Annotated in this window: 22 protein-coding genes; 13 read left to right on the top strand and 9 right to left on the bottom strand. The window is 70.5% G+C overall.

Annotated elements, in window-relative coordinates; all coding sequences use genetic code 11:
* The coding region (locus ACWD3H_RS37595) for a HAMP domain-containing protein (RefSeq protein WP_355560206.1) at window positions 1-1,030 on the bottom strand (1,030 nt) is incomplete at its 3' end.
* A 210-nt stretch (window positions 1,031-1,240) separates the two neighbouring features.
* On the opposite strand from ACWD3H_RS37595, the gene ACWD3H_RS37590 reads away from it, so the two are divergent.
* Window positions 1,241-2,689, top strand: a complete 1,449-nt coding sequence (locus ACWD3H_RS37590; protein WP_451958383.1) for a PP2C family protein-serine/threonine phosphatase — start codon at window positions 1,241-1,243, stop codon at window positions 2,687-2,689.
* A gap of 120 nt (window positions 2,690-2,809) precedes the next feature.
* On the opposite strand, the gene ACWD3H_RS37585 is transcribed toward ACWD3H_RS37590, so the two are convergent.
* Window positions 2,810-4,576 (bottom strand): prolyl oligopeptidase family serine peptidase, encoded by a 1,767-nt coding sequence (locus ACWD3H_RS37585; protein WP_451958382.1) that lies wholly within the window; start codon window positions 4,574-4,576, stop codon window positions 2,810-2,812.
* 176 nt (window positions 4,577-4,752) lie between these two features.
* Entirely contained in the window at window positions 4,753-5,583 is an 831-nt protein-coding gene (locus tag ACWD3H_RS37580; protein ID WP_355560197.1) for a putative RNA methyltransferase, read from the bottom strand.
* Between the two features lie 113 nt (window positions 5,584-5,696).
* Between ACWD3H_RS37580 and ACWD3H_RS37575 the strand changes: the two genes are divergently transcribed.
* Window positions 5,697-6,443, top strand: coding sequence for an MBL fold metallo-hydrolase (locus ACWD3H_RS37575; RefSeq protein ID WP_355560194.1), 747 nt, complete (start codon window positions 5,697-5,699; stop codon window positions 6,441-6,443).
* A gap of 16 nt (window positions 6,444-6,459) precedes the next feature.
* Here the strand turns inward: ACWD3H_RS37575 and ACWD3H_RS37570 are convergent, their stop codons facing one another.
* Complete coding sequence (locus ACWD3H_RS37570; protein WP_451958381.1) at window positions 6,460-7,680, bottom strand: MFS transporter; 1,221 nt, start codon at window positions 7,678-7,680, stop codon at window positions 6,460-6,462.
* An 81-nt stretch (window positions 7,681-7,761) separates the two neighbouring features.
* Entirely contained in the window at window positions 7,762-8,334 is a 573-nt protein-coding gene (locus ACWD3H_RS37565) for a helix-turn-helix domain-containing protein (RefSeq protein WP_355560188.1), read from the bottom strand.
* A gap of 73 nt (window positions 8,335-8,407) precedes the next feature.
* On the opposite strand from ACWD3H_RS37565, the gene ACWD3H_RS37560 reads away from it, so the two are divergent.
* Window positions 8,408-9,643, top strand: coding sequence for a benzoate/H(+) symporter BenE family transporter (locus ACWD3H_RS37560; protein ID WP_451958380.1), 1,236 nt, complete (start codon window positions 8,408-8,410; stop codon window positions 9,641-9,643).
* 12 nt (window positions 9,644-9,655) lie between these two features.
* Here ACWD3H_RS37560 and ACWD3H_RS37555 read toward each other — a convergent pair whose 3' ends face one another.
* Complete coding sequence (locus ACWD3H_RS37555) at window positions 9,656-10,150, bottom strand: hypothetical protein (RefSeq protein WP_451958379.1); 495 nt, start codon at window positions 10,148-10,150, stop codon at window positions 9,656-9,658.
* A 231-nt stretch (window positions 10,151-10,381) separates the two neighbouring features.
* Here ACWD3H_RS37555 and corA point away from each other — a divergent pair, with 231 nt between their 5' ends.
* From corA to ACWD3H_RS37535, 4 genes are all read left to right on the top strand, one after another.
* Window positions 10,382-11,350, top strand: a complete 969-nt coding sequence (corA, locus tag ACWD3H_RS37550) for a magnesium/cobalt transporter CorA (RefSeq protein ID WP_355560180.1) — start codon at window positions 10,382-10,384, stop codon at window positions 11,348-11,350.
* Between the two features lie 125 nt (window positions 11,351-11,475).
* Complete coding sequence (locus ACWD3H_RS37545; RefSeq protein WP_355560177.1) at window positions 11,476-12,144, top strand: response regulator; 669 nt, start codon at window positions 11,476-11,478, stop codon at window positions 12,142-12,144.
* Between the two features lie 95 nt (window positions 12,145-12,239).
* Entirely contained in the window at window positions 12,240-12,962 is a 723-nt protein-coding gene (locus ACWD3H_RS37540; protein ID WP_355612151.1) for an HNH endonuclease family protein, read from the top strand.
* A gap of 162 nt (window positions 12,963-13,124) precedes the next feature.
* Window positions 13,125-14,402 carry an aminotransferase class I/II-fold pyridoxal phosphate-dependent enzyme gene (locus ACWD3H_RS37535; protein ID WP_451958378.1) on the top strand — a complete coding sequence of 426 codons (1,278 nt, stop codon included), beginning with the start codon at window positions 13,125-13,127 and terminating at the stop codon, window positions 14,400-14,402.
* 22 nt (window positions 14,403-14,424) lie between these two features.
* Here the strand turns inward: ACWD3H_RS37535 and ACWD3H_RS37530 are convergent, their stop codons facing one another.
* Window positions 14,425-15,018, bottom strand: coding sequence for a class I SAM-dependent methyltransferase (locus ACWD3H_RS37530; RefSeq protein WP_451958377.1), 594 nt, complete (start codon window positions 15,016-15,018; stop codon window positions 14,425-14,427).
* A 57-nt stretch (window positions 15,019-15,075) separates the two neighbouring features.
* Here ACWD3H_RS37530 and ACWD3H_RS37525 point away from each other — a divergent pair, with 57 nt between their 5' ends.
* Entirely contained in the window at window positions 15,076-15,576 is a 501-nt protein-coding gene (locus tag ACWD3H_RS37525) for a MarR family winged helix-turn-helix transcriptional regulator (protein WP_355560167.1), read from the top strand.
* Between the two features lie 126 nt (window positions 15,577-15,702).
* Here the strand turns inward: ACWD3H_RS37525 and ACWD3H_RS37520 are convergent, their stop codons facing one another.
* Window positions 15,703-16,698 (bottom strand): LacI family DNA-binding transcriptional regulator, encoded by a 996-nt coding sequence (locus tag ACWD3H_RS37520; RefSeq protein ID WP_355560164.1) that lies wholly within the window; start codon window positions 16,696-16,698, stop codon window positions 15,703-15,705.
* Window positions 16,699-17,123: 425 nt separating this feature from the next.
* On the opposite strand from ACWD3H_RS37520, the gene ACWD3H_RS37515 reads away from it, so the two are divergent.
* Both ACWD3H_RS37515 and ACWD3H_RS37510 read left to right on the top strand, forming a co-directional pair.
* On the top strand, window positions 17,124-18,842 hold the full coding sequence (locus ACWD3H_RS37515; RefSeq protein WP_355560161.1) for a discoidin domain-containing protein: 1,719 nt from the start codon (window positions 17,124-17,126) through the stop codon (window positions 18,840-18,842).
* A 62-nt stretch (window positions 18,843-18,904) separates the two neighbouring features.
* A complete protein-coding gene (locus ACWD3H_RS37510) occupies window positions 18,905-19,801 on the top strand; it encodes a DUF1996 domain-containing protein (protein ID WP_355560159.1) in 897 nt (298 codons plus the stop codon).
* Window positions 19,802-19,928: 127 nt separating this feature from the next.
* Here ACWD3H_RS37510 and ACWD3H_RS37505 read toward each other — a convergent pair whose 3' ends face one another.
* A complete protein-coding gene (locus ACWD3H_RS37505) occupies window positions 19,929-20,759 on the bottom strand; it encodes a hypothetical protein (RefSeq protein WP_350922919.1) in 831 nt (276 codons plus the stop codon).
* 387 nt (window positions 20,760-21,146) lie between these two features.
* On the opposite strand from ACWD3H_RS37505, the gene ACWD3H_RS37500 reads away from it, so the two are divergent.
* The 3 genes from ACWD3H_RS37500 (at window position 21,147) to ACWD3H_RS37490 (ending at window position 23,888) form a co-directional block, all read left to right on the top strand.
* On the top strand, window positions 21,147-21,908 hold the full coding sequence (locus tag ACWD3H_RS37500) for a 2,3-dihydro-2,3-dihydroxybenzoate dehydrogenase (RefSeq protein ID WP_355560153.1): 762 nt from the start codon (window positions 21,147-21,149) through the stop codon (window positions 21,906-21,908).
* Window positions 21,909-21,995: 87 nt separating this feature from the next.
* On the top strand, window positions 21,996-23,177 hold the full coding sequence (dhbC, locus tag ACWD3H_RS37495) for an isochorismate synthase DhbC (RefSeq protein ID WP_451958376.1): 1,182 nt from the start codon (window positions 21,996-21,998) through the stop codon (window positions 23,175-23,177).
* A 42-nt stretch (window positions 23,178-23,219) separates the two neighbouring features.
* Window positions 23,220-23,888 carry an isochorismatase family protein gene (locus ACWD3H_RS37490; protein WP_451958375.1) on the top strand — a complete coding sequence of 223 codons (669 nt, stop codon included), beginning with the start codon at window positions 23,220-23,222 and terminating at the stop codon, window positions 23,886-23,888.
* The last annotated feature ends 149 nt before the right edge of the window (window positions 23,889-24,037 follow it).

Raw genomic sequence — 24,037 nt, 5'->3', positions numbered from 1 at the left:
CGGCGAACATCGACAGCTGGTCGACCATGGTGTTGAGGGTGTCCTTGAGCTGGAGGATCTCACCCTGGGCGTCGGCGGTGATCTTCTTGGACAGGTCGCCCTGGGCCACCGCCGTGGACACCGCGGCGATCGCGCGGACCTGGGTGGTCAGGTTGCCCGCCATCACGTTGACGTTGTCGGTGAGGTCCTTCCAGACGCCGGAGACGCCGCGCACCTGCGCCTGGCCGCCGAGCTGGCCCTCGGTGCCGACCTCGCGGGCGACGCGGGTGACCTCCTCGGCGAATGCCAGCAGCTGGTCGACCATGGTGTTGACCGTGTTCTTCAGCTCGAACATCTCGCCGACCGCGTCGACGGTGACCTTGCGGCTCAGGTCGCCCCGTGCGACTCCGGTGGTCACCGCCGCGATGTCGCGGACCTGCGCCGAGACGCGGCTGGACATGGTGTTGACGGCCTCGGTGAGATCGCGCCAGCTTCCCGCCATACCGCGCACCTGCGCCTGGCCGCCGAGCTGGCCCTCGGTGCCGACCTCGCGGGCGACCCGCGTCACCTCGGAGGTGAACAGCGACAGCTGGTCGACCATGCCGTTGATCGCCTTGCCGAGGCGGCGCACCTCACCTCTGGCAGCGCGGTCAAGGTCGATCCGGCGGGACAGATCGCCCTTGGCCACCGCGTCGATCACGTCCGCCGCTCCGCTGACCGGGCCGACGAGCGCGTCGATCAGCGAGTTGACCGAATCGACGCTCTCGGCCCACGAGCCCACTCCGGGACCGGGGGTGAGACGCTCGGCGAAGCGGCCTTCCTTCACCACCTCACGGCGGACCCTGTGCAGCTCGTTGGCCAGATGCTCGCGGCGGTCGGCCACCTCGTTGAGCAGCAGCCGGATCTCGCTGAGGATTCCCGGCGGGGCATGTGGCACCCGGCGGCGGAAATCGCCGTCGCGCCAGGTGATGAGCGTCTGCAGGATCGGTCGTAGATCCGATTCGCTGTAACGTCGCTCCTCGACGTCGGACACGGTGTTGACCGTGGTCATATGACCTCCTTGACTCCCGGGGGCGCAGCCGTGAGTCACCCCAGTCTGTCACGGTGCGCAATGTGTAGTCCCACCTTCGATTGACCCCATGTCAACGGGAAGTGTGGTAGTCACGGAATAGTGACCAGTGCTCCTCGCGCCGTCTTGGCAGCGACCTTCACCCCGGGACACACAGCTGTCCCCGCCGTCAGGCGGTTCACCGTGGAGGTGATGACCGCCTGGGCCGCCGTGTCCGTGCTGGCGGCCGCCGAGCGGCTGGCGGCCGAGCTTTCCTCGCAGGTGGGAGACGCCCCCTTCGAGGTCGTCTGGAACCACCTGGGCGACGGGCTGCAGATCGAGGTGCGCCAGCAATGGGCCCCCGAGCCGAGCCCCTGCGCCCCGTCCGTACCGGTGGAGGAGTGGGGTGTCACCTTCGCCGGTCAGCAGCGCACGCACTGGGCCAGGCTCCGGCTGCCCGGTTCCTCCGGGCGGCCGTCCTCGGAGTGGACCGCCGAGGAGCCCAGCCGCGGGCCGATCTGGATGGGTTTTCTCGCCGACGCCAGCGATCTGCTGGCGGGCACCCTCGATCCTGACATGGTGCCCGCGATCATCTCGCAGATCGTGGTGCCGAGGCTGGCCACCTGGTGTGCCGTCTACACGTGGAGCAACGGCGGCGGCCCGCAGCGCCCAGCCTACCTCTGGCACACCGATGAGCGGCGCATCGACGAGCTCCGGGAGGAACTCGCCACCGTCCAGATCCCGCAGACCGGTGGTTCCATGCAGCTCGCCGACTCGCAGGTGCTGGTCATCCCGCTTCTCGCGCGCGGGCGCACGCTGGGCGCGATGTGCCTTGGACGTCCCGACCGGTTCACCGAGGACGTGCTCCAGTATGCCGAGGACATCGGCCGCCGCGCCGCCCTCGCCCTGGACAACGCCCTGCTGTACGCCACTCAGGCGGCGGCCAACCGGGCGCTCCAGCGCAGCCTGCTCCCTCCCGACGAGCCCGGCGAGATCCCCGGCCTCGACCCCGCGGTGGTCTACGAGCCCGCGGGGGAGACCAACGAGGTCGGCGGCGACTTCTACGACCTGTTCGCGGTCGGCGACAAATCCTGGCGGTTCGCGGTGGGCGACGTCTGCGGGACCGGCCCCGAGGCCGCCGCGGTCACCGGCCTGGCCCGCCACACCCTGCGCCTGCTCGCCCGGGAGGGGTACGGTGTGGCCGCCGTCCTCGACCGCCTCAACCAGGCCATCCTCGAGGAGGGCGACCGCGCCCGGTTCCTGACGCTGCTGCACGGGGAGATCACGCCCGGGCCGAGCGGTCTGAACGTGTCGATGGTCTCCGCCGGCCACCCGGAGGCGCTGCGGTTGCGACCCAGCGGCGTCGTGGAGACGGTGGTGACCTCCCAGTCGCTGCTCGGCGTCTTCCCCGAGGCGACCTTCAAGGCGGAGGTCGTCCACCTCGACCCCGGTGACGTGCTCCTCGCGGTGACCGACGGGGTCACCGAGCGCCGCAGGGACGGGCGGCTGCTCGACGACGACGCGGGTCTGGCCAAGCTGCTCGCCGAGTGCGTGGGCCTGTCGGCGCGGGCGGTCGCCGAGCGGATCCGTCGCGCCGTCCAGGACTTCGCCCCCGAGCCGAGCGCCGACGACATGGCGATCGTGGTCCTGCGAGCACGCTGACGGGGCCGACCGCGTTCCACGGGCAGATCCTCTGCCCGCCGTGGTCGGGCGGCTCCTCGCCGGGGTGTCGGTCACCGCGGCACGCCGCGGCTCCCTCCTGCGCCTCGCGCCGGGCAGGGGCTAGACGTCGGTCTTCACGTGTCTGCGGGCGAAGTCCAGCTGCGCCGACATCTGCGCGATGCGCTCGGAGACGACCAGTGAGCCGTGGCCCGCGTCGTAGCGGTAGACCTCGTGCTCGTGGCCGCGCCCGGCGAGCCTGGCCACGTACGCCTCGATCTGCCCGATCGGGCAGCGCGGATCGTTCTCTCCGGCGAGGATCAGCAGCGGCGCCTCGACCTGGTCGACGTAGGTGATCGGAGAGCTGCCCGCGTACCGCTCGGGCTGTTCCTCCGGTGAGCCGCCGAGCAGCGCGCGGTGGTAGGAGCGCAGTGCCTCCGCCTCCTCCGCGTAGGCGGCCGCGTGGTCGGCGATCGGCACCGCGGCGATGCCCGCCGCCCACATCTTGGGCTGGGTGCCCAGGCCGAGCAGCGTGAGGTAGCCACCCCAGGAGGCGCCGGACAGCACCAGCCGGTCGGGGTCGCAGACGCCGCGGTCGACCAGGGCGTCCCTGACGGCGGTCACGTCGGCCAGCTCGATGTGCCCGACGTCGCCGCTGAGGGCGTTCCGCCAGTTCGAGCCGTACCCGGTGGAGCCCCGGTAGTTGACCCTTACGACCGCGAAGCCCAGGTCCACCCAGGCGGCCACCTGCGGCACGAAGGAGTCGTCGTCCTGCGAGGTGGGGCCGCCGTGCAGCAGGAAGACGGTGGGGAAGGGGCCGGAGCCGCGCTCGGGGCGCGAGACCAGGGCGTGGATCCGGCCGCCGGGCCCCTCCACGTCCACGTCCTCGACCGGGACCGACGGTGGTGAGGTGGGGCCGCCGTGGCTCATCACCATGTGGCCGTTGGTCGACCGGATCAGCGGCGGGTGCGCCCCGCTGGACCAGGCGTACTCGACGGAGCCGTCGGGGCGGGGCGCGGCGGCGTCGATCACGCCGTGCTGGGTCTCGATCGGGAAGAAGCCGCCGCCGGGAAGGTCGTAGCGGCTCAGGTGGGTGCGGCCGCGGTGACCCCGCACGACGAGCAGCGAACGGCCGTCGCCGTACCAGTCGGCGGTGATCTCTCCCGGGTCGCGCAGCCAGATCTCCCGCTGGTCGCCGGTCTCGGGATCCCAGACGAGGGGTTCGCGGCGGCCCCTGCGCTCGTGCAGGGTGAGCAGCCTGCGATCTCCGGACAGCGGCGCGAAGCGCAGGCCGGAGACCGCCTTGCCGGGACCGTCGTACAGGTCGCCGACGACCTGACCGTGGCGCCGGAGCACGCGCAGCGCGGGGTGCCGGGCGTCGCCGTGCTCGCTGTGGCTGATCGCGATCAGCGAGCCGTCCAGGGAGACGGCGGAGACGGCGGCGGCCTCGGCGTGCTCGTAGATCGTCCGAGCGGGCTCACCCGGCCTGACGAGGTGGATGGTGAAGCCGCGGCCGGGTCTGGCCATGCCGATGACCGCCTCACCGGTCGCCGAGAGCCCGAGGCCGCAGGGGAAACCGGGGTCGAGGTCGATCGGCTCGTCGGGGCCGCCGTAGAAGGGCTGGCGCATCCACCGGCCCCACTCGTCGCCGTCGGTGTCGTCGAACCACCAGATCCACTGTCCGGTGGGGTCGAGCGCGCCGTGTGAGGTGCCCTTGGGACGTGAGGTCACCTGGCGGGTCGAGCCGCCCGCGCGGTCCCAGGTGTAGACCTCCCACGCCCCTGAGGCGTTACTGCGGTAGACGGACCGGCTGGGAGCCTGGACCGCCCACACAGGCAGCGTCGCGCGCGGCGCGCGGAACCTGGCCTGCCAGCGTTCCTCCGCCTTCATAGGGCGCTTCCCTCCGTCAAGGCGTCAGCTTCACGCGTTCAGTCGCGGGCTCGCCGGATTGCGGTCCAGTATGTCGTCTTCAACGGGTAATTGCTTGAGTAATGTCCGGGAATTTCGGACTAAATGTCACATCAGTAACAGGCGTCCCGAAGGTGGCTGTCAAGCACACGGCTTGCTCAGGGGCGGTGCTTAAAGATAGACATACGGAAAGAAGCCTCCACGGGGCTCATTTCACGAAGTCCTTGGACTTTTCTCCGCATAACTTCCGCATCCATGTGCCAGGCACTGGGCCCCATTCCCACGACCGCCCCGACCGCGTCGTGTCCCAGGGTCATCTCGAACTCGTGGATGCTCCGGTCGGTCTCGACGAAGTGTTCGCTCAGGCTCTCCGCCATCCGTCGCTCCTTCGACTCGTCCACCGACAGAAGTCCCAGCCGCTCCACCAGTGGTACGAGGTGCCGCGAGGTGGGGGTGACCACGACAAGCTCACCGTCACCCCTGAGCACTCGGGCAAACTCTGCCCCGTTTCTTGGGGCAAACACATTCAGAAGCACATCTATCGTGCCATCTCTCAGCGGCAGTGGTCTCCAGACGTCGGCCACCACCGCCCCCAGCCGGGGGTGTGCCCGCGCGGCCCGCCTGATCGCGTGCTTGGAGACGTCCAGCGCCACTCCGACGGCCCCCGGCAGCTCGTCGAGCACCCGCGCCAGGTAGTGGCCCGTCCCGGCCCCGGCGTCCGCCACCGCCTTCGCGCCGGTAGGGCAGGCGCCGGCGATCGCTTCGGCAAGGGGGGCGTAGTGCCCGGCGCCGAGGAAGGTGTCCCTGGCCGCCACCATGGCCGCGCTGTCGGCCGTCCCGGGCACCCGCGACCCGGTCAGCAGGCTGACGTATCCCTGCCTGGCCACGTCGAAGCCGTGCCCCAGGGCGCACCCGAGGACCCGGTCGTGAAGGGTCAGAGCGCCTCCGCAGACCGGGCAGGCGAGGTGTTCGACGACATCGTCCAGCATCGCTCCATCATCTCGCGTTCCGCCGCAGCTGAATTGTCATGAAATGTCCCTACGATGCGAGCAGTGTCTCCCCATGGCGAGGGCGGGAACCACTCAATCGAACAGGAGAGCGAATGCTTCACCAGCCGATAACGGTCGCCGGGGTCGAGGTGTTCCCGCTGTGTGACGCGGTGGGGCCGATGGGCGACTCGATCCGGCGCCCGATGCGGGAGATGTTCCCCGGTGGCTGCCACGGCGAGCCGGACGAGTGGATCCTGCACTTCCACTGCTACCTGCTGCGCGACGCGGCGGGCCGTACGGTGCTCGTCGACACGGGCATCGGCCCCGACGACTCGCCCGCGTCGAGCTGGGCGCCGGTGCCCGGCGCGCTGGGTGCGGAGCTGGCCCGGGTGGGGACGGCCCCCGAGGAGGTGGCGGCCGTGGTCATCACGCACCTGCACAGCGACCACGCGGGCGGGGCGGTGGTCGCGGGGGCGCCGGCCTTCCCCAACGCCCGGTACGTCCTGCAGCGCGCGGAGATCGACGCGGCGGCCGAGACGGTCCTGGACCACGTCGTCCGGCCGCTGGGCGAGCGGGTGCAGGCCGTGGACGGCGGTGCGGAGGTGCTGCCGGGCATCCGGGTGCTGCTCGCGCCGGGGCACACCCCCGGCCATCAGATCGTCCAGGTCGGCGATCTGCTGCTGACCGGCGACGTGGTGCTGCATCCGGTGCAACTGGAGAACCCGCGGGTGACCTACCTCTACGACGACGACCCCGAGCTGGCCGCGGCCACGCGGGTGGAACTGCTCGACCGGGTCAGGGCGGAGCGGGGAACGATCGGCACCGCCCACTTCGCCGAGCCCTTCACCCGGATCGTCTGACGGGAGACATCCGGCCCTACGTGCTCGCCTGGGCGGCGGAGAGCAGGCGGCGCGCCTTGCCTCGGTAGCGGATGACCTGGACGACGCCCAGGGCCCAGATCGGATACTGCGTGGCGAACGCCCATCGGAAGGCCTCCGGGCCGCTCCCGCCCACCAGGTCGAGGGTGACGCCGATCAGCATGATCACCGACACGGACGCGACGAAGCCGCCGCCGTTCACGATGCCGGTGGCCACGCCGATCCGGGTGGCCGGGTTGAAGGTCCTGGCGTAGTCGAAGCCGATCAACGACCCGGGGCCGTTGGCCGCCAGCACCACCACGAGCGTCACCAGCAGCCAGAGCGGTGCCCGCCCCGGCCAGAGCAGTACGGCGGTCCACGCCCCGGCGGTGGTACCGATCACGACGAGCACCATCCGGGAGCGGTGGAAGGGGAACCGCCCGGCGAGGTAGCCGAGCAGCGGCCCGCACACCATGCCGCACAGGGTCAGTGTGGACAGCAGCACGCCCGCCGTCGAGGGGGACAGCCCCTGGCCCTGGACCAGGAAGGGATATCCCCACAGCACCAGGAAGGCCGCGGCCGAGCACTGGGTGGCCGCGTGGGTCCACATGCCCAGCCGGGTGCCGGGCTCGGCCCAGGCGGCCTTCAGGCTCGGCGACTCCCCCGTACGCTCGGGGCGGGCGTCGCGCACCACCATGACCAGCAGGAACGCGGAGACCACGCCCAGAACGGCGGCGCCCATGAAGGTCGGCGTCCAGCCGTAGGTGTGCAGGGAGTGGATGAGGGGCACCGCGGAGGCGATCGCGCCGAGCTGGCCGATCAGGCCGGTGAGCTGGACCATCAGCGGGTTGCGACGGGCCGGGAAGGAGAGGCCGACCAGCCTGATCACGCTGATGAACGTCATCGCGTCCCCGCACCCGATCAACGTCCGCCCGGCGACCCCCGGCAGCAGGCCTTCGGCCAGGGCGAAGACGAGTTCGCCGCAGGCCATCACCATGGCCCCCAGGACCAGCATGCGCTTGGAACCGAGCCGGTCGACCAGCATCCCGACGGGCACCTGCATGCCCGCGTAGACCAGGAGCTGGCACATGGCCAGGACCGAGAGCCCCGCCGCGCCGACGTCGAGCCTCGCCGCCGCCTCGATGCCCGCCACGCCCAGCGACTGCCGGTGGAATACGGCTATGACGTAGGCCAGTACACCCGTGGCCCAGATGAGAATCGCTGTGGACCGTGGTGTCATACGGCAAATATTACTTTTTGGAAATTTTACGAATTCGAGTGGGTCACCGCGCGCCGGCGGAGGCCGCGCGGGCCGCCGGGATCAGCGGCGCGGGTAACGGATGAGCAGGCTGGCGTGGACGTCCTGGTCGCCGAGGGCGGCGTAGGTGTGCGGAACGTCCGACCGCCAGGAGATGTGCTCGCCGGGACCGGCCCGCAGGGGGGCACCGGCCGGTCCCGCGCTGAGCGTGCCGGCGAAGACGGTCAGGTACTCGGTGACGCCCCTGTGGTGGGCGGGCGAGATCTGTGGCGCCCCCGCGCGGATCACCAGCCGGTAGAGCTCGTAGGTGACCTCCGCGTCCTCGAAGACCTGGAGCAGCGTCCCCTCCGTGGCGGTGCCATGCATGACGGGGACCGTGGGGCCCGAGTCCTCCGACGGCGGGGTGCCGAAGGCCATGGCCAGGGGGACGCCGAGCTCGGCGGTGATCGCCCAGAGGGTTTCCAGGGTGGGGTTGCGGGTGCCGTTCTCCAGGCCGGAGAGCGTGGCCTTGCCGACGCCGGCGCCGCGGGCGAGGGCGGACAGGGAGATGCCGCGCTCTTCACGCAGCCGGCGGATCCGCCGCCCGATGTCGGCCATGTCGCCGTCCACAGCGGGGCGTTGTGCTTCGGAGTCCATGGGGCTATCGTGCAGCACCGAAACCGTTCCGTTTACGGAACGATCGATGCCCCCCTCGCGTGAGGACCGACAGATGACACGCCTGCTTCAACCCGTGCTGGCCGGAGTGGTGACCGCGGTGGTCGGCTTCGCCAGCTCCTTCGCCGTGGTCCTGGCCGGGCTCAGGGCCGTGGGCGCGGACCAGCGACAGGCGGCGTCAGGGCTGCTCGCGCTCTGCGTGGCCAACGGCGTGGTGGCCATCTGGCTGGGAGTGCGGCAGCGGCTCCCGATCACCATCGCCTGGTCTACGCCGGGAGCGGCGCTACTGGTCTCGACCGGAGCCGTGGAGGGCGGTTTTCCCGTCGCGGTCGGCGCGTTCGCGGTCTCGGGGCTCCTCCTCACCGCGGTCGGGCTCTTCCCCGTCCTGGGACGCTGGATCGCGTCCATCCCCACCCCGATCGCCGGTGCCATGCTCGCCGGGGTCCTGCTCGACCTGTGCGTCGCGCCGGTCAGGGCGCTCGCCGAGGTACCGCTGATGGCCGGCCCCGCCGTTCTCGCCTGGGCGCTGCTGAGCAGGTTCGCCCGAGGGTGGGCGACCCCGGTGGCCCTCCTCGTCGCCGTCGCGGCGATCGCCCTGACCGGGCCGGGGCTGGGAGCGGTGGACGTGCGGCCGGTGGTGGAGGTGACCGGCCCGTCCTGGAGCGTCCAGGCACTGGTCAGCGTCGCGCTCCCGCTGTTCCTGGTCACCATGGCCTCGCAGAACGTGCCGGGCATGGCGGTCCTCGCCGGGTACGGCTACCGTCCCCCGCTGCGGGGGATCCTCGTCTCCACCGGTCTGGCGAGCACGCTGGGCGCTCCGCTGGGCGGCCACGCGGTGAACCTGGCGGCGATCAGCGCCGCCCTGGCCGCCGGGCCCGACGCCGACCCCGACCCGGCCCGCCGGTGGATCGCCTCGGTCAGCGCCGGCGTCTCGATGATCGTCCTCGGCATCGGCTCGGGTCTGGCCACGGCGCTCGTCCTGCTCTCCCCGTCGTCGCTCATCGAGGCAGTCGCCGGTCTCGCCCTGCTCGGCGCGTTCGCCTCGGCCGTCGCCTCCGCGGTCGCCGACCCCGGGGGCAGGGAGGCCGCGGTCGTCACCTTCGTGGTCACCGCCTCGGGGCTGACGATTCTGGGGGTCGGCGCCGCCTTCTGGGGACTCGTGGCCGGCGGGCTCATGACGCTGCTGCACCGCCGCCGGAGATCCCCTCAGACTCCTCCGAACACGGCCATGGCGAACGGTGGCGGCCCGGGTACGTCTCAGCCGGGGCGGCCCGCGGGCAGCCCCGGCTGAGGGGAGATGTGACTAGTGGTGGTCCGGGCGCCCGTGGCGACCGGCCACGAGCTGGTCGGTGGAGGGCTGGCGGGGCACCTCGACCCGGGGGTGGGGCGCGGTGTCCTCGGCACGGTCGTCGACGCCGTCACGGTCACGGTCGACCACGGGAGCCGCAGGAGCCGTGGGAGCCGCGGGAGTGGCGGGGGTCGCTTCGAGCTTGCGCTCCAGTTCCCGCTTCTCCTCCTCCAGGCGGATGACCCGGTCACGAGCCTCCGCGCGCGAGGTACGGAGCCTGCGCCGGTGCGCGGACGAGCGCCGCATCCCGGCGAACATGATTCCCAGGCCGAGCAGGAGGACCGCTCCGGTGGCCACACCCGCGAAGAAGAGCTCCAGCTGGGTGAGCTGGATCACGCGGTCGAACATGGTGAACGTCGCGGTGGTGGTCGATGCTGCGGTCTCGTCCCAGGAGACCGCGATCACGGTCGCACCCGCGAGTACGATCAAGAGAAGTCCCAGCACTATCATGTGACCTCACCTCAGGCTTCGGCTGTTGTGGTAGGCACTGCTGCCCCGGGCGGGCGGGATTATTCATGCGAATCCCCGTGGCCGCCGGGGAATGTGGCGGACCGGCCGCCGGGAGGCGGGCGCGGCTCTCCGGCACCGGGCGATCCGGTCCCCCGGCCGAGGCATGAGGTCTGAAGATGTGGATCTGACGGGGATTCCAGGTCTGCCGGCGCGGGTCTAGGGTGGGCGCCCATGGACCGCACTCGCCTGTACCGCAACGGGGTTCTGGAAGCCGAGGGGTTTCCCATCGACGACGTCTCCGAGCACGTGGGGGACACATCGGCCGTCGTCTGGTTCGACCTCTGCTCGCCCACCCAGGCGGACCTGGCGAAGATCAGCGAGGAGCTGGGTCTCCACCCCCTGGCCGTCGAGGACGCGATCCACAGCCAGCAGCGCCCCAAACTCGACACCTACGACAGCCATCTGTTCATCACCGTCTACGCGACGAGGCTCGCGGAGAAGGGGCTCGACTTCATCGAGATCTCGATCTTCATGACCAGGAACGCCCTGGTCACCGTGAGGGAGAGCCCCGAGTTCGACATCGACGAGGTGATCAGGCGCTGGGACGCCAACGCCGACATGGCCAAGTTCGGGGCGCCGTATCTGCTGCACGCCCTGCTCGACTACATCGTGGACGGCTACTTCGAGGTCCTCCAGGTGGTGGACGACCGGGTCGAGGAGCTGGAGGACGACCTCTTCCAGAACAGCTCCCGGGACATGCAGCACATCCAGCGCCGGACCTTCGACATGCACAAGAAGCTGGTGCGCTTCCGGCGGCTGGCGGTGCCGACGCGCGAGGTCGTGGGCAGCCTGCTGCGCAGGGGTGAGGACGTCATGGACCGTGGGCTGACCCCGTACTACCAGGACGTCTACGACCACACGCTGCGCACCGCGGAGTGGAGCGAGTCGCTGCGGGACCTGGTGAGCAACGTCCGCGAGGCCCATATGAACCAGCAGGGATTCCGGCTCAACGACATCATGAAGAAGATCACAAGCTGGGCGGCCATCATCGCGGTGCCCACGATGATCACCGGCTTCTACGGGCAGAACGTGCCCTACCCCGGCTTCGGACAGCCGATCGGGTTCTGGGTGTCCACGGCCCTGATCGTCGTGGGCACCATCCTGCTCTACCGGGCGTTCCAGAAGCGCAACTGGCTCTGATCCGGCCGGACCCCGTGCCCACTCCGGGTATTCGGTCGGCCGTAACCTGGCTTCGGGGAAGGGGACCGGCCGCCGGAGACCGCACCATGCCCCTCCCAGGCTGTGCCCGCAACCGTGGAGGACCCGTGACGCGCATCCTCGTCGTCGATGACGAGCCCCAGCTCCTGCGGGCGCTGAGGATCAACCTGGTCGCCCGCCGGTACGAGGTGGCCGTGGCCGCCGACGGCGCCGCCGCCCTGCGCCAGGCCGCGGATTGGCACCCCGACCTGGTGGTGCTCGACCTCGGCCTGCCCGACATGGACGGGGTGGACGTCATCCAGGGGTTGCGCGGCTGGACCACCGTCCCGATCATCGTGCTGTCCGGCCGGGCCGAGGGCCATGACAAGGTGGAGGCCCTGGACGCGGGCGCGGACGACTACGTCACCAAGCCGTTCGGCGTCGACGAGTTGCTCGCCCGGATCCGCGCGGTGTCGCGCCGCACCTCGGTTCCCGAGGAGGAGCCGGCCCGGTTCGTGATCGGTGAGCACGAGGTGGACCTGGCGGGCAGGACCGTCTCGGGTGGCGTGCGGCTGACCCCCACCGAGTGGCGCCTGCTGGAGATACTGGTCCGCAACCCCGGCAAGCTCATCACCCAGCGCCGCCTGCTGAACGACGTCTGGGGCTCCTCGTACCACAAGGAGACCAACTACCTGCGCCAGTACATGGCCCAGATGCGCAAGAAACTGGAGCGCGATCCCGCACACCCGGTCCATCTGCTCACCGAACCCGGCATGGGCTACCGCTTCCAGCCCTGACCGGTCAGGTCTCAACCCGCGGACACCCCCGTGTCAACCAACCGATTTCCGGGAATCGGTCAAGAACGGGCCGGTAGACCCTTCTGGAGGCATGGGTGGGCACGCGGGGGGTGGTCGCCGTGGTGCTGGGCGCCGCGATGCTCTTCTCACTGTCGACGCACGGCGACACGCGCGCGAGGGCCGCGCCGGCGAGGGTCGTGCCGCTGGACAACCCGGACGGCCTGCGGCCCGGGCTGGCGCCGGTCAGGTCGGCCGGAGACCGGGGTGCCGCGGTCAGGTTGATCAGCAGGCTCCGGGTCGGGCAGATGGGGTCGAAGGCCGGCTACAGCCGGGCCAGGTTCGGCGCGAACTGGGCCGACACCGCCAGTGGCGTGCCGTACGCGCGCAACGGCTGCCGTACCCGCGACGACCTGCTGGCCCGCGACGGCGAGGAGGTGCGCTACCGTCGCGGATCCGGCTGCGTGGTCGTCTCCATGAGGCTGCGTGATCCCTACACCGGCCGGATCGTGCACTGGAGCAAGAAGCGCTCCGATGAGATCCAGGTCGACCACGTGGTCCCGCTCTCCTACGAGTGGCGGATGGGAGCCTCCCGCTGGTCGCGGTCCAAGCGGATGCGCATCGCCAACGACCCGCTCAACCTCCTCCCGGTGTACGGCGGCGCCAACGAGGCCAAGGGCGGATCGGGGCCGGCCTCCTGGCTTCCCCCCAGGCGCGGGGTCCGCTGCGCCTACGTGGTCCGCTTCGCCCAGGTGGCCCTGAAGTACCACCTGCCGGTCACCCGCGCGGACAAGAGGGTCATGCTCGCCCAGTGCCGGTGACCTCCAGCGGACCGGTCAGAAGCGGCGGAGCGGTTGCGCGGTGGGATCTTCTATCCTTTGGAACCGACCCCGGCCACCTTCGGAGCCGTTCCTCCACCGTCCTCCCAGTCGGTCGCCGGCTGCCTCCGGAGCCGATCCAGACCAGCAGGCGAAGGGACTCCCATGACCTCTCCGGCACTGACCATCGACGAGCTGACCGCTCAGCGGGACGACGCTCGGCGGGACTACGACGCGCTGGTGCGGCGCGGTCTCTCCCTCGACCTCACGCGCGGCAAGCCGTCGGCGCGGCAGCTCGACCTCTCCGAGGCCCTGCTGGACCTGCCCGGCGGCCACACCGCCGCGGACGGCACCGACTGCCGGAACTACGGCGGGCTCCAGGGCCTGGCCGAACTCCGGGAGATCTTCAGCGGGCCCCTGCAGGTGCCCGCCGCCCAGCTCGTCGCCGCGGACAACTCCAGCCTCTCGCTGATGCACGACTCGATGGTCCACGCCCTGCTCGGCACGCTGCCCGGCGCCGAGCGCCGCTGGGCCGACGAGCCGCGGGTCGCCTTCCTGTGCCCGGTTCCCGGCTACGACCGCCACTTCGCCCTGTGTGAGCGGTTCGGCATCGAGCTGATCGGCGTGCCGATGAACGCCGAGGGGCCGGAGATGGACGTCGTGGAGCGTCTCGTGCGGGAAGACCCCCAGGTCAAGGGCATCTGGTGCGTGCCCAAGTACAGCAACCCCAGCGGTGTCTCCTACAGCGACGAGACGGTGCGGCGTCTGGCCGCCATGCCGGCCGCGGCCCCGGACTTCCGGATCTTCTGGGACAACGCCTACGCCGTGCACCACCTCACCGACACGCCGGCGGAGATCGCCGACATCCTGGCGCTGTGCGCGGAGAGCGGCAACCCCGACCGCGTCTTCGTCTTCGGCTCCACCTCGAAGGTCACCTTCGCAGGTTCCGGCGTCTCCTTCTTCGGGTCCTCCCCGGCCAACGTGGCCTGGTTGCTCGGACACACCGCCAAGCGCACCATCGGCCCTGACAAGATCAACCACCTCCGCCACGTGGAGTTCCTCCGCGACGCCGACGGCCTGGCCGAGCACATGCGCCGCCACCGGGAGCTGCTTCGGCCGAAGTTCGACGTGGTCGAGGCGATCCTTGCCAAGGAACTGGGCGGCACCGGCCTGGCGACCTGGTCCAGCCCCACGGGCGGCTACTTCATCGGCCTCGACGTGCTGGAGGGCTGCGCGCGCGAGGTGGTGCGGCGGGCCGGTGCGGCGGGCATCGCCCTGACCCCCGCGGGCGCCACCCACCCGTACGGGAACGACCCCCGCGACAGCACCATCCGCATCGCCCCCACCTACCCCGAGCTGGCGGAACTGGAGTCGGCCATCCTGGGCCTGACCACCTGCGTGCGCCTTGTCGCCACCGAGAAGCTCCTGGCCGGAGCCCGCTAGGAGTCGAGCCGGATTCCGCGCTTCAGGGGGTTTCGACCACGACCCGGCCGATGAACCTGATCGGCAGGCGGCTGGTGCGGACGGTCTCCAGGCGGACGGGATGTCCCGGGAACGCGGCACGGGCGGCGGCCTCGGCCCGGCGCAACGCGAACCGGAAGTCGTAGATCCAGATGCGGCCGCCGGGGCCGAGGACCCGGCGCAACTCGCGCAGTCCCGCGGCGGCGTCCGGCCAGTGGTGCTGGCTCATGCTGGAGACGATCAGGTCGAAGCCACCGTCGGGGTAGGGGAGGTCGGCGACGTCGCCCACGGCGAAGTCGACACGGCCGGTGAGCCCGGCCTCCGCCGCGTTCTGCCGGGCGCGGTCGATCATTTCGGCGGACAGGTCGAGGCCCTCGACCCGCAGTTCCGGCAAGGCACGGGCGATCGCGAGAGGGACCCGCCCGGGGCCGGTGCCCACGTCGAGCACCCTGGTTCCCCCCGCGGGCGCCGCCGACACGACGTCGGCCGTGACCTTGGTGTAGAGGGGACGGAATCCGCGGCTGATAAGCCGGTCGTAGAGGCCACCGTGGTGGAAGAGACCGAACAGGCTCGCACGGGCACGATGGATGGCACGCATGACGCTCTCCTATAGTTGTAAAGCACAACTGTGCACTGTCGAGCATAGGATAGATAGTTGTACGATACAACTCATGGGGGGGCGTTCCCCGATGACGAGCTGCGTGGTCTGTTGAAGCTGCTTGTCAGGACGGGTGGACTGCTCGAACCGCATGACTACGGTGGCCTGCGCGTCTCCCTGTCGGAGGTGTTCGCCCTCGGTGAGCTCGCCGACTCCGGGACGCTCTCCCAGGGGGAACTGGCCACCCGGCTGAGCCTGGAGAAGAGCACGGTGAGCCGTCTGGCTGCGGGCATGGAACGGCGGGGGTGGTTGTCGCGCGAACGGGACCCGGCCAACCGCCGTTTCTACCGTCTCCGCCTCACCCCTGACGGATGGACCGCCGCCGAGCGGGTCGGCGCCGACCTGCGCACCACGCACGCCGCGCTGTTCGAGGGGCTCACGGCCGACGAGCGCGCCGGCCTCACGCTCGGGCTGACCGGCCTGGCCCGCGCCCTCCAGGGCAGGGACCACGCCGGGCGCGGGCGGGTTCCGCCCCACCTCCCGGGCGACGTCTCCTGAGGACATTCCTGGGCGACGGAGTGCGTCACCGTGCTTCGCGGCGGGAAGGTCCGAGGCGCCCACCACAGGGATGGGGCGCCGTTCACCCCGGACCGCGCCCGCGAGAACTCCTTCGATTCCCGGCGGCTAGCTGGACTCCCTGATCACGAGCCGGGTCGGGAGGATCACCGGGGCGGCGTCCTCGCCTCGTAGCAGGCCGAGCAGCAGGCGGGCGGAGGCGGCGGCCTGCTCGCCCATCGGGCTGCGCACCGTGGTGAGCGGGGGGTCGGTGTAGAGGGCCGCCTCGATGTCGTCGAACCCCACCACCGCCACGTCGTCGGGCACCCGCCGGCCCGCCCGGCGCAGCGCCCGCATGGCGCCGATCGCCATCAGGTCGTTGGCGGCGAACACCGCGTCCAGCGCGGGGTCGTCCTCCAGTAGCTGTGCCATGGCCTCGGCTCCGGAGATCCGGGTGAAGTCGCCGATGGCCACGATCGAGCGCCGTCCGGTCTCGCTCAGCACCTCGCGGTAGGCGCCCAGCCTGTCCTGGGCCGCGGACATGTCCAGCGGCCCGCAGATGGTGGCGATCCTGCGCCGCCCCCGTTCCAGCAGGTGCCGCACCGCCTGGGCGGCACCGCCGACGTTGTCGTTGTCGACCCAGGGTGCGGCCACCTGAAAGACGGGCCTGCCGTGTGAGACGAGCGGGACGCCCGTCGTGGCGAGCGCCGCAGGCAGCGGGTCGGCGCCGTGCATCGACACGAGCATGACCGCGTCCACGTGGCGGGCGGCCACGAACTGCCTGGCCCGCAGGCGGGCGTCATCCGAGCCCGCGAGCATGAGCACCACCTGCTTGCCCGCCGCCTCGAACTCGCGGCTGGCCGCGCGCACGACCGTGGAGAACATCGGGTCGTCGGAGACGAGCCCGGCCGGTGGGTCGGAGACGATCACCGCGATGGAGTCGGTGCGCCGGGTCACCAGGCTGCGCGCCGCCGGGTTGGGGACGTAGCCCAGCTCGTTCACCGCCCGCATGACCAGGTCGCGGATGTCCGAGGCGACGGTCGGCTCGCCGTTCACCACCCTGGAGACCGTTGATTTGGACACGCCGGCCCGGGTGGCGACAGCCTCCAGGGTGGGTCGTCTCATGTGCTTCTCCCCGCAGTCCGTACCGCTGACTGGCCGGTGGTGCCGGAACGTGCGGTGCCACCTTCAAGAAGCCTAATCGAGGATCATGAAGAGAGCGCTCCCTCACAAAGGGTGATCAGAGGTGAGATTTCTGTCAATGCCGAGAACGGAGTCGATTTTTCCTCCTCGGCGACCCGTGAGGAAATCTGAGAAAACGCTCCCTAAAAAAGATCTTCTTAACTCCAGCTCACAGCCGCTTACAACGGTACAAAGAATTTTGCGGGAGCGCTCCCTGAGGTGTGCGGTTGATTGCCGGATCATGTGCAGCCCGTTTCCTGCTGGTTAAACGGGTACTTGACAGGCCCTGTCGGACGAGAGCACTCTCTGCTTGAGAGAGCGCTCCCCGACCCGTACCGGTACGCACCCCCGTCCCCCGAGGAGACGCCATGCCCTCGCTTCGAAGTCCCGGCCGCCGTGTGGTCCTGATGATCGCCGCGGCCGTCACCCTCGTCACATCCTGTCTCGCCGTCATGCCCGCCTCCGCCGCCGACACCCTGCTGTCCCAGGGCAAGACGGTGACCGCCTCGTCCGCGGAGAACGTGGCCTTCCCCGCGTCGGCGGCCGTCGACGGCGACGCGGGCACCCGCTGGTCCAGCGCGTTCGCCGATCCGCAGTGGATCCAGGTCGACCTCGGTGCCACCGCGACCATCACGCAGGTGTCGCTGAAGTGGGAGACCGCCTACGGCAGGGCCTTTGAGATCCAGACCTCGCCCAACGGCACCACCTGGACGCCGATCTACTCCACGACCACCGGCACCGGCGGCGACCAGACGCTGGCGGTCAACGGATCCGGCCGTTACGTGCGGATGTACGGCACCCAGCGCTCCACCCAGTACGGCTACTCGCTGTGGGAGTTCCAGGTCTACGGCACCATCGGTTCCACCGGCCCGGACCCCGACCCGGGCGCGCTCAAGCTGCTGTCCTACGGCAGGCCAGGTGCGGCCTCCAGCTCCCAGCACGACGGGAACTGCTGGGAGTGCACCCCGGCCAGGGCGTTCGACCGCGACCCGGCCTCCCGCTGGGCGACCAGTTCCACCACCGGCTGGGTCGACCCGGCCTGGATCTCCGTCGACCTCGGCGCGACCGCGCAGATCAAGAAGGTCGTGCTGCAGTGGGATCCGGCCTACGCCAAGGCGTTCGAGATCCAGGTTTCCGCGAACGGGACCACCTGGACGCCGATCTACTCCACGACCACCGGCACCGGCTTCAAGCAGACGCTGAACGTCGACGGGACCGGCCGTTACGTGCGGATGTACGGCACCCAGCGGGCCACTCCCTACGGCTACTCACTGTGGGAGTTCCAGGTCTGGGGCACCGGCGGCGCCCCCATCACCCCGCCGCCGCTCCCGCCCGACCCGGCCAACCCGCCAAGGCTGGTCTGGAGTGACGAGTTCAACGGCGCGGCGGGGACCAGGCCCGACGCGGCCAAGTGGACCCAGGACCCGGGAACCGGCCCGAACAACGAGCTGGAGTACTACAACCCCAACAACACCGCGATGGACGGCAACGGCAACCTCGCCATCACGGCCCGGCAGGAGGCCACCCCGGGGTCGGCGTGCCCGGGCGGGACCTGCCAGTACACTTCGGGCCGGATCAACACCGGCGGCAAGTTCACCTTCACCTACGGCAGGGTCGAGGCCCGGGTCAAGGTCCCGAAGGGCAACGGCCTGTGGCCGGCGTTCTGGATGATGGGCGCCGACTTCCTCACCGGCAGGCCGTGGCCGTACAACGGCGAGATCGACATCCTGGAGGTCCTCGGCAAGGACGTCAAGACCGCCTACTCGACGGTCCACGCACCCGCCTACAACGGCGGCGGCGGTGTCGGCAGCCCGTACACGCTGCCGACAGGCGCGGACTTCTCCGACGACTTCCACGTCTGGGCCGCCAACTGGGACAGCAAGGGCATCGTCTACACCCTGGACGGCCGGACGGTCTTCACCATCAGCAAGGACCAGGTCGAGGCGACCCGGGGCCCGTGGGTCTTCGACCACCCCTTCTACATCATCCTCAACCTCGCGGTCGGCGGCGACTGGCCAGGACCGCCGGACGCGAGCACGGGTTTCCCCAAGCAGATGCTCGTCGACTACGTACGCGTCTACCAGTAACTCCACCGCTCCCCGGTACGGCTCGGCGAGCCGTACCGGGGGACCTCCCAAAGGAGTCACCCATGCACCCGGCACTCTCCCCGGCCGGCCTCCGACGCCGGTTACGCCCGCTGACCCTGATGACCACACTGCTGGCGCTCCTGGGCACGTCCCTCGTCCTGCACACCCCGCAGGCCGCCGGCTCGTCCGCGGCGGTCGTCCGGGTGGCGGAGTTCCTCGCCGACTGCCCGTTCAGCCATCGCCTGCCCGACGACCCGATCGTCTTCCCGGGACTTCCCGGCGCGTCGCACATGCACAGCTTCTTCGGCAGCACCTCCACCAACGCCCACACGACGCTGGCGTCCCTGCAGAGCTCTCCCAGCAACTGCAACCCGCGCGTCGACCTGTCGTCGTACTGGGTGCCGACCCTCTACAACGGCAACACCCCGGTGGAACCCACCGGCACCACGTTCTACTACCTGGGTGAGGGCGTCCGCGACGACATCATCGCGCGGACCCAGCCGCTGCCCCTGGGCCTGCGGATCGTCGCGGGCAACGCCAAGGCGACCGGGATCGACGACCCCAGCAGCAACGCACGCTGGTCGTGCCTGCACGCCGGGCACGTGGGGTCCTCCAAGGACTTCGTCAACTGCCCGGCGGGCACGATGCTGGAGTCCTACCTGGACTTCCCGCAGTGCTGGAACGGCAGGGACCTGGACTCGGCCGACCACAAGAGCCACATGGCCTACCCGGTGGGCGGGGCCTGTCCCGCCTCGCACCCGGTGCCGGTGCCGAAGCTACGCCAGGTGCTGAGGTACCCGGTCAGCGGTGACCCGGCACAGCTGCGGCTGGCATCCGGGCGCGGATACACGATGCACGGCGACTTCTTCAACGCCTGGCCCCCGGCCGAGATGGAGCGCCGCCTGCGCGACTGCATCCGCCCGATCATCAAGTGCGGCGCGGACGGCACGCCGTCCTGACACTTGACAACCGTGTCAGGGCGGTGCCCCGTCCTGACACCGGTGGCGGGATCCGGAACACCGGGCCCCGCCACCGGCGGGCTGGGCGGGGCCGATCGGACCGGCGACGCGGGTGTCCCCATCGTGCCTACTGGCCCGTGGCCTCGGCCGTCTGCGTCTCCTCGGCGAGGGTGCCGCACTTGAAACCCGCCTCCCGCTCCGGGTTGAGCCGGATGGATTCGAGGATGGTCTTGTCCATGGAGCGCCGGATGGTCTCCATCTTGTCGCAGTCGTAGAGGACGTACGCGCCGTTGCTCTCGCCGAGCAGCATCATCCACCGGCTGTCGTAGAGCGGCTTGTCGTTCTCAGCACTCCGGAGAACGGCCCACTGGTCCTGGAAGCCGACGAAGGGGAGAAGGTCGTTGGCCTTTCCCGTCTCCCGCATCTCCATCGCCCCGCTGTACATCTGCAGGATCAGCAGGAACCCCAGGCCGAGGCCGGTGAGGGCGCCGACGAGCACCTTCATCCCGGCGCGGCCGACGGGCTTGCGGCGCAGCAGCCGGAACGGCACCAGGAAGGCCAGCACGCCCAGCACCACGGCCACGACGACCTTGGCAGCGAGGTCGATCTCGCCGAAGAGGTTGAGCAGGCCCCAGTAGGTCGCGCCGCACCACAGCGCGGCGATCACAGCGATCAGCCAGGGCCGCCGCCGTACGGCGTTCGCGAGCTTGCCGACTGTGCCGAAGGTCACCTTGTCGGCCAGCCAGATCACCCCGACGATGACGCCGAGCAGCGGCAGGACGACCAGCAGCAGCAGGATCAGGGTGCCCATCAGCCGGCCGAGCAGGACGGACTGGTCGATCCCCGCCTGCTCCGGGCTGATCTCGAACACCTCGTACATCGACTGCACGCCGAGGTAGAGCACGGCGTAGAGCGCGACGCCGATCGGGACGACGACCGAGCCGATGCGCTCGATCATCTCCAGGACACCACTGCCTTCCTCCTCTTCCGATGGATCTGTCGGAGCTGCCGGAGGAGTGTCTTGCGAAATAGGGGGAATATACGCAGGTTGCTCAGAAATATCCTGGCTTGTCATGAAGAGTGATCATAAGCCGTAACGATTGACGTGACACAGCTAGAAGACAAACGCGTCAGCCCCTTGGTCATCCATGCGAAAGCCCCAGGAATCGGCACCGCTCCGGCCCCCGCGCTCCTCATACGTCGCCACGTCCGGCGGTCAGGAGTGTTCGTACCAACCTCCGTGATGTCCGCCTGATCTGTGAAAAGTAACTATAAGTTTTTGCTGCGCGACTTAAAGTAATGGCACTAGCCTGCCTACCGGCGAGAGGCTGACGGAGGTGGGGACATGCTGGCGGAAGGCGGAGTGGCCGTGGTCACCGGTGCGGCGCAGGGCATCGGCGAGGCGGTGGCGCGAGCCCTGACGGTGGCGGGCACGCGGGTCGCCGCGCTCGACGTGAACGCCGAGCGGATCGAGCGGGTCGCCGCCGGGCTCGGCACCGCGGTCGCCTACCCCTGCCAGGTCGCCGACAGCGCCGCCGTCGACGACGTCGTCGCGAGGGTCGAGGCCGACCTCGGCCCGATCGAGCTGCTCGTCAACGTGGCCGGAGTGCTCTGCTCGGGATCGGCCGTCGCCACCAGCGACGACGACTGGGCCAGGACCTTCGCCGTCAACACCGGTGGGGTCTTCCACCTGTCCCGCGCGGTCGCCCGCCGGATGATCCCCCGTAGATCCGGGGCGATCGTCACCGTGGGGTCCAACGCCGCGGGCGTGCCGCGGATGAACATGTCGGCCTACGCGGCCTCCAAGGCGGCGGCCGCGCAGTTCACCAAGTGTCTCGGCCTGGAGCTGGCGCCGTACGGCATCCGCTGCAACGTGGTGTCGCCCGGTTCCACCGACACCCCCATGCAGCGTGCCCTGTGGACCGGCGGCCACGACGCGCGGGCGGCCATCGACGGATCGCCGGCCACCTTCCGGGTGGGCATCCCTCTCGGCCGCCTGGCCGACCCCGAGGACATCGCGAACGCGGTCCTCTTCCTGGCCTCCGACCGTGCCAGGCACATCACCATGCAGGACCTGTACGTCGACGGGGGCGCCACGCTCCGGTAGCGGAACGGTCCTCTCCCAGCGCCGGCCGCCCGCCGGCGCTGGTCCCTCCTATTCCTGGATCCCCTCCTGACAGGAGAGCTTTTCCCCATGTCGCCGAACGACGCCCTCACCATGTCCCGAATGCCGGACCTCCTGGAGGATTACGAACCCGGCACCTTCTTCTTCACCTCGCCGACCCGGACCCTGCTCGCCAGGGGGGTGTGCCAGGAGGTCCCCGATTCGGGGGCGACGAGCCTGCGAGACCGCGTCGCCTCCGCCCTGCGGGACGCCAGGAGCTCAGGTCACCCCAACCCCGTGGTGGTGGGCGCGATCCCCTTCCGCGACGACCGCCCGCCACGCCTGCTGGTGCCCGCCGCCGTCTGCTGGACGAGCCCACCGGCCGGCCTGCCCGCCGGTCCCGAGCAGGTCACGGGCACGTTCACCGGATTCGGCCCGGTCCCCGACCCCGGTGACTACCTGCGCGGAGTGGAGAAGGCACTGGTCAAGCTGACCGCGGGAGAGCTCAAGAAGATCGTGCTGGCCCGCGCCCTGGACGTCACCCTGGGTGCCCCCGTCGACGTCGGGCGGGTGCTGCGCAACCTCATCCGGCGCGACCCGCAGGCCTACGGTTACGCGGTCGACCTGCCGTCGAGCACCGCCACCGCCCGCACGCTGCTGGGGGCCAGCCCGGAACTGCTCGTCTCCCGGTCCGGCCGCCGGATCACCACGAACCCGCTGGCCGGGTCCGTACCCCGCCACCCGGACCCCGTCGTCGACGCGGAGCGGGCCCGCGCCCTGCTCGCCTCCGACAAGGATCTTCGCGAGCACGCGCTGGTGATCGAGAGCATCGTGGAGGTCCTGCGCCCGTACTGCCGGGAACTCTCGGTGCCCGACGGACCCTCGCCGCTGTCCACCGCCTCCATGTGGCATCTGTCGACCCGGATCACCGGCGTGCTCGACGACCCCGCGGTCACGTCGCTGGAGCTGGCCACCATGCTGCACCCCACCCCCGCCGTCTGCGGCACCCCCGCGAGCGCCGCGCGCCAGGCCATCGAGGAGATCGAGCCGTTCGACCGCGGTCTGTACGCCGGCCTGGTCGGGTGGGGGGACTTGGCGGGCGACGGCGAGTGGGTCGTGACCATCCGCTGTGCCGAGGTCGCCGACCAGACCCTGAGGCTGTTCGCCGGTGCGGGAATCGTCGCCGGTTCGGTGCCGGAGACCGAGCTCGCCGAGACCACCGCCAAGTTCCAGACCATGCTCCGCGCCGTCGGCCTGGGCCAGGACCGCTGACCCACCGTCTGGCCCACCATCACAGGAAAGGAGACAGCACCCGTGGCCCTTCCCCAGATCGCCTCCTACCCGCTGCCGGGAGAAGGCGATCTTCCCGAGAACCAGGTGACCTGGCGCCCTGATTCGCGCCGCGCCGTCCTGCTGGTCCATGACATGCAGAACTACTTCCTCGCCCCCTTCGCCGCCGGTGCTCCACCGCTGACCGGGCTCATCGACAACATCGGCCTGCTGCGCGAGGCCTGCGCCGGGCTGGGGGTCCCGGTCGTCTACTCGATGCAGCCCAGCGGCCAGAACAGCCACCAGCGCGGCCTGCTCCAGGACTTCTGGGGCTCGGGCATCCCCGGTTCGCAGGAGAGTGAGATCGTCGCGAGCCTTCTCCCCGCGGCGTCCGACATCCTGCTCACCAAGTGGCGCTACAGCGCCTTCCGCATGACCGACCTACGCGCCCGGATGGACGCGATGGGCCGCGACCAGATCATCGTCTGCGGTGTCTACGCCCACATCGGCTGCCTCATGACCGCCTGTGACGCCTTCATGCAGGACCTGCAGCCGTTCCTCGTGGCCGATGCCGTCGCCGACTTCTCCGAGGAACACCACACCATGGCCCTCGCCTACGCCGCCCAGCGCTGCGCGGTCACGGCCGTCACCCGTGGCCTGCTGCGCGGGTGGGACCCCGCGGCGCCGCCCACCGAGCCGGCCGGTGACGGGTAGCCGGCCGCCGGAACCCGCTCCGCGAGGCCGGGCCGCCCCCGAGGCGCGTCACGTCGTCGCCGGAGCGGTCTGTGGTGAGGCCGCCAGGCGTCCCGATCGATCCAGGGCGGCCACGGCCGCGGCGCAGCCAAGGCCGATCAGCGTCAGGG

Source organism: Streptosporangium sp. NPDC002607, assembly GCF_053592655.1.
Note: the sequence above shows the minus strand (reverse complement) of the source record. Positions and strands in the feature narration are given on the sequence as shown.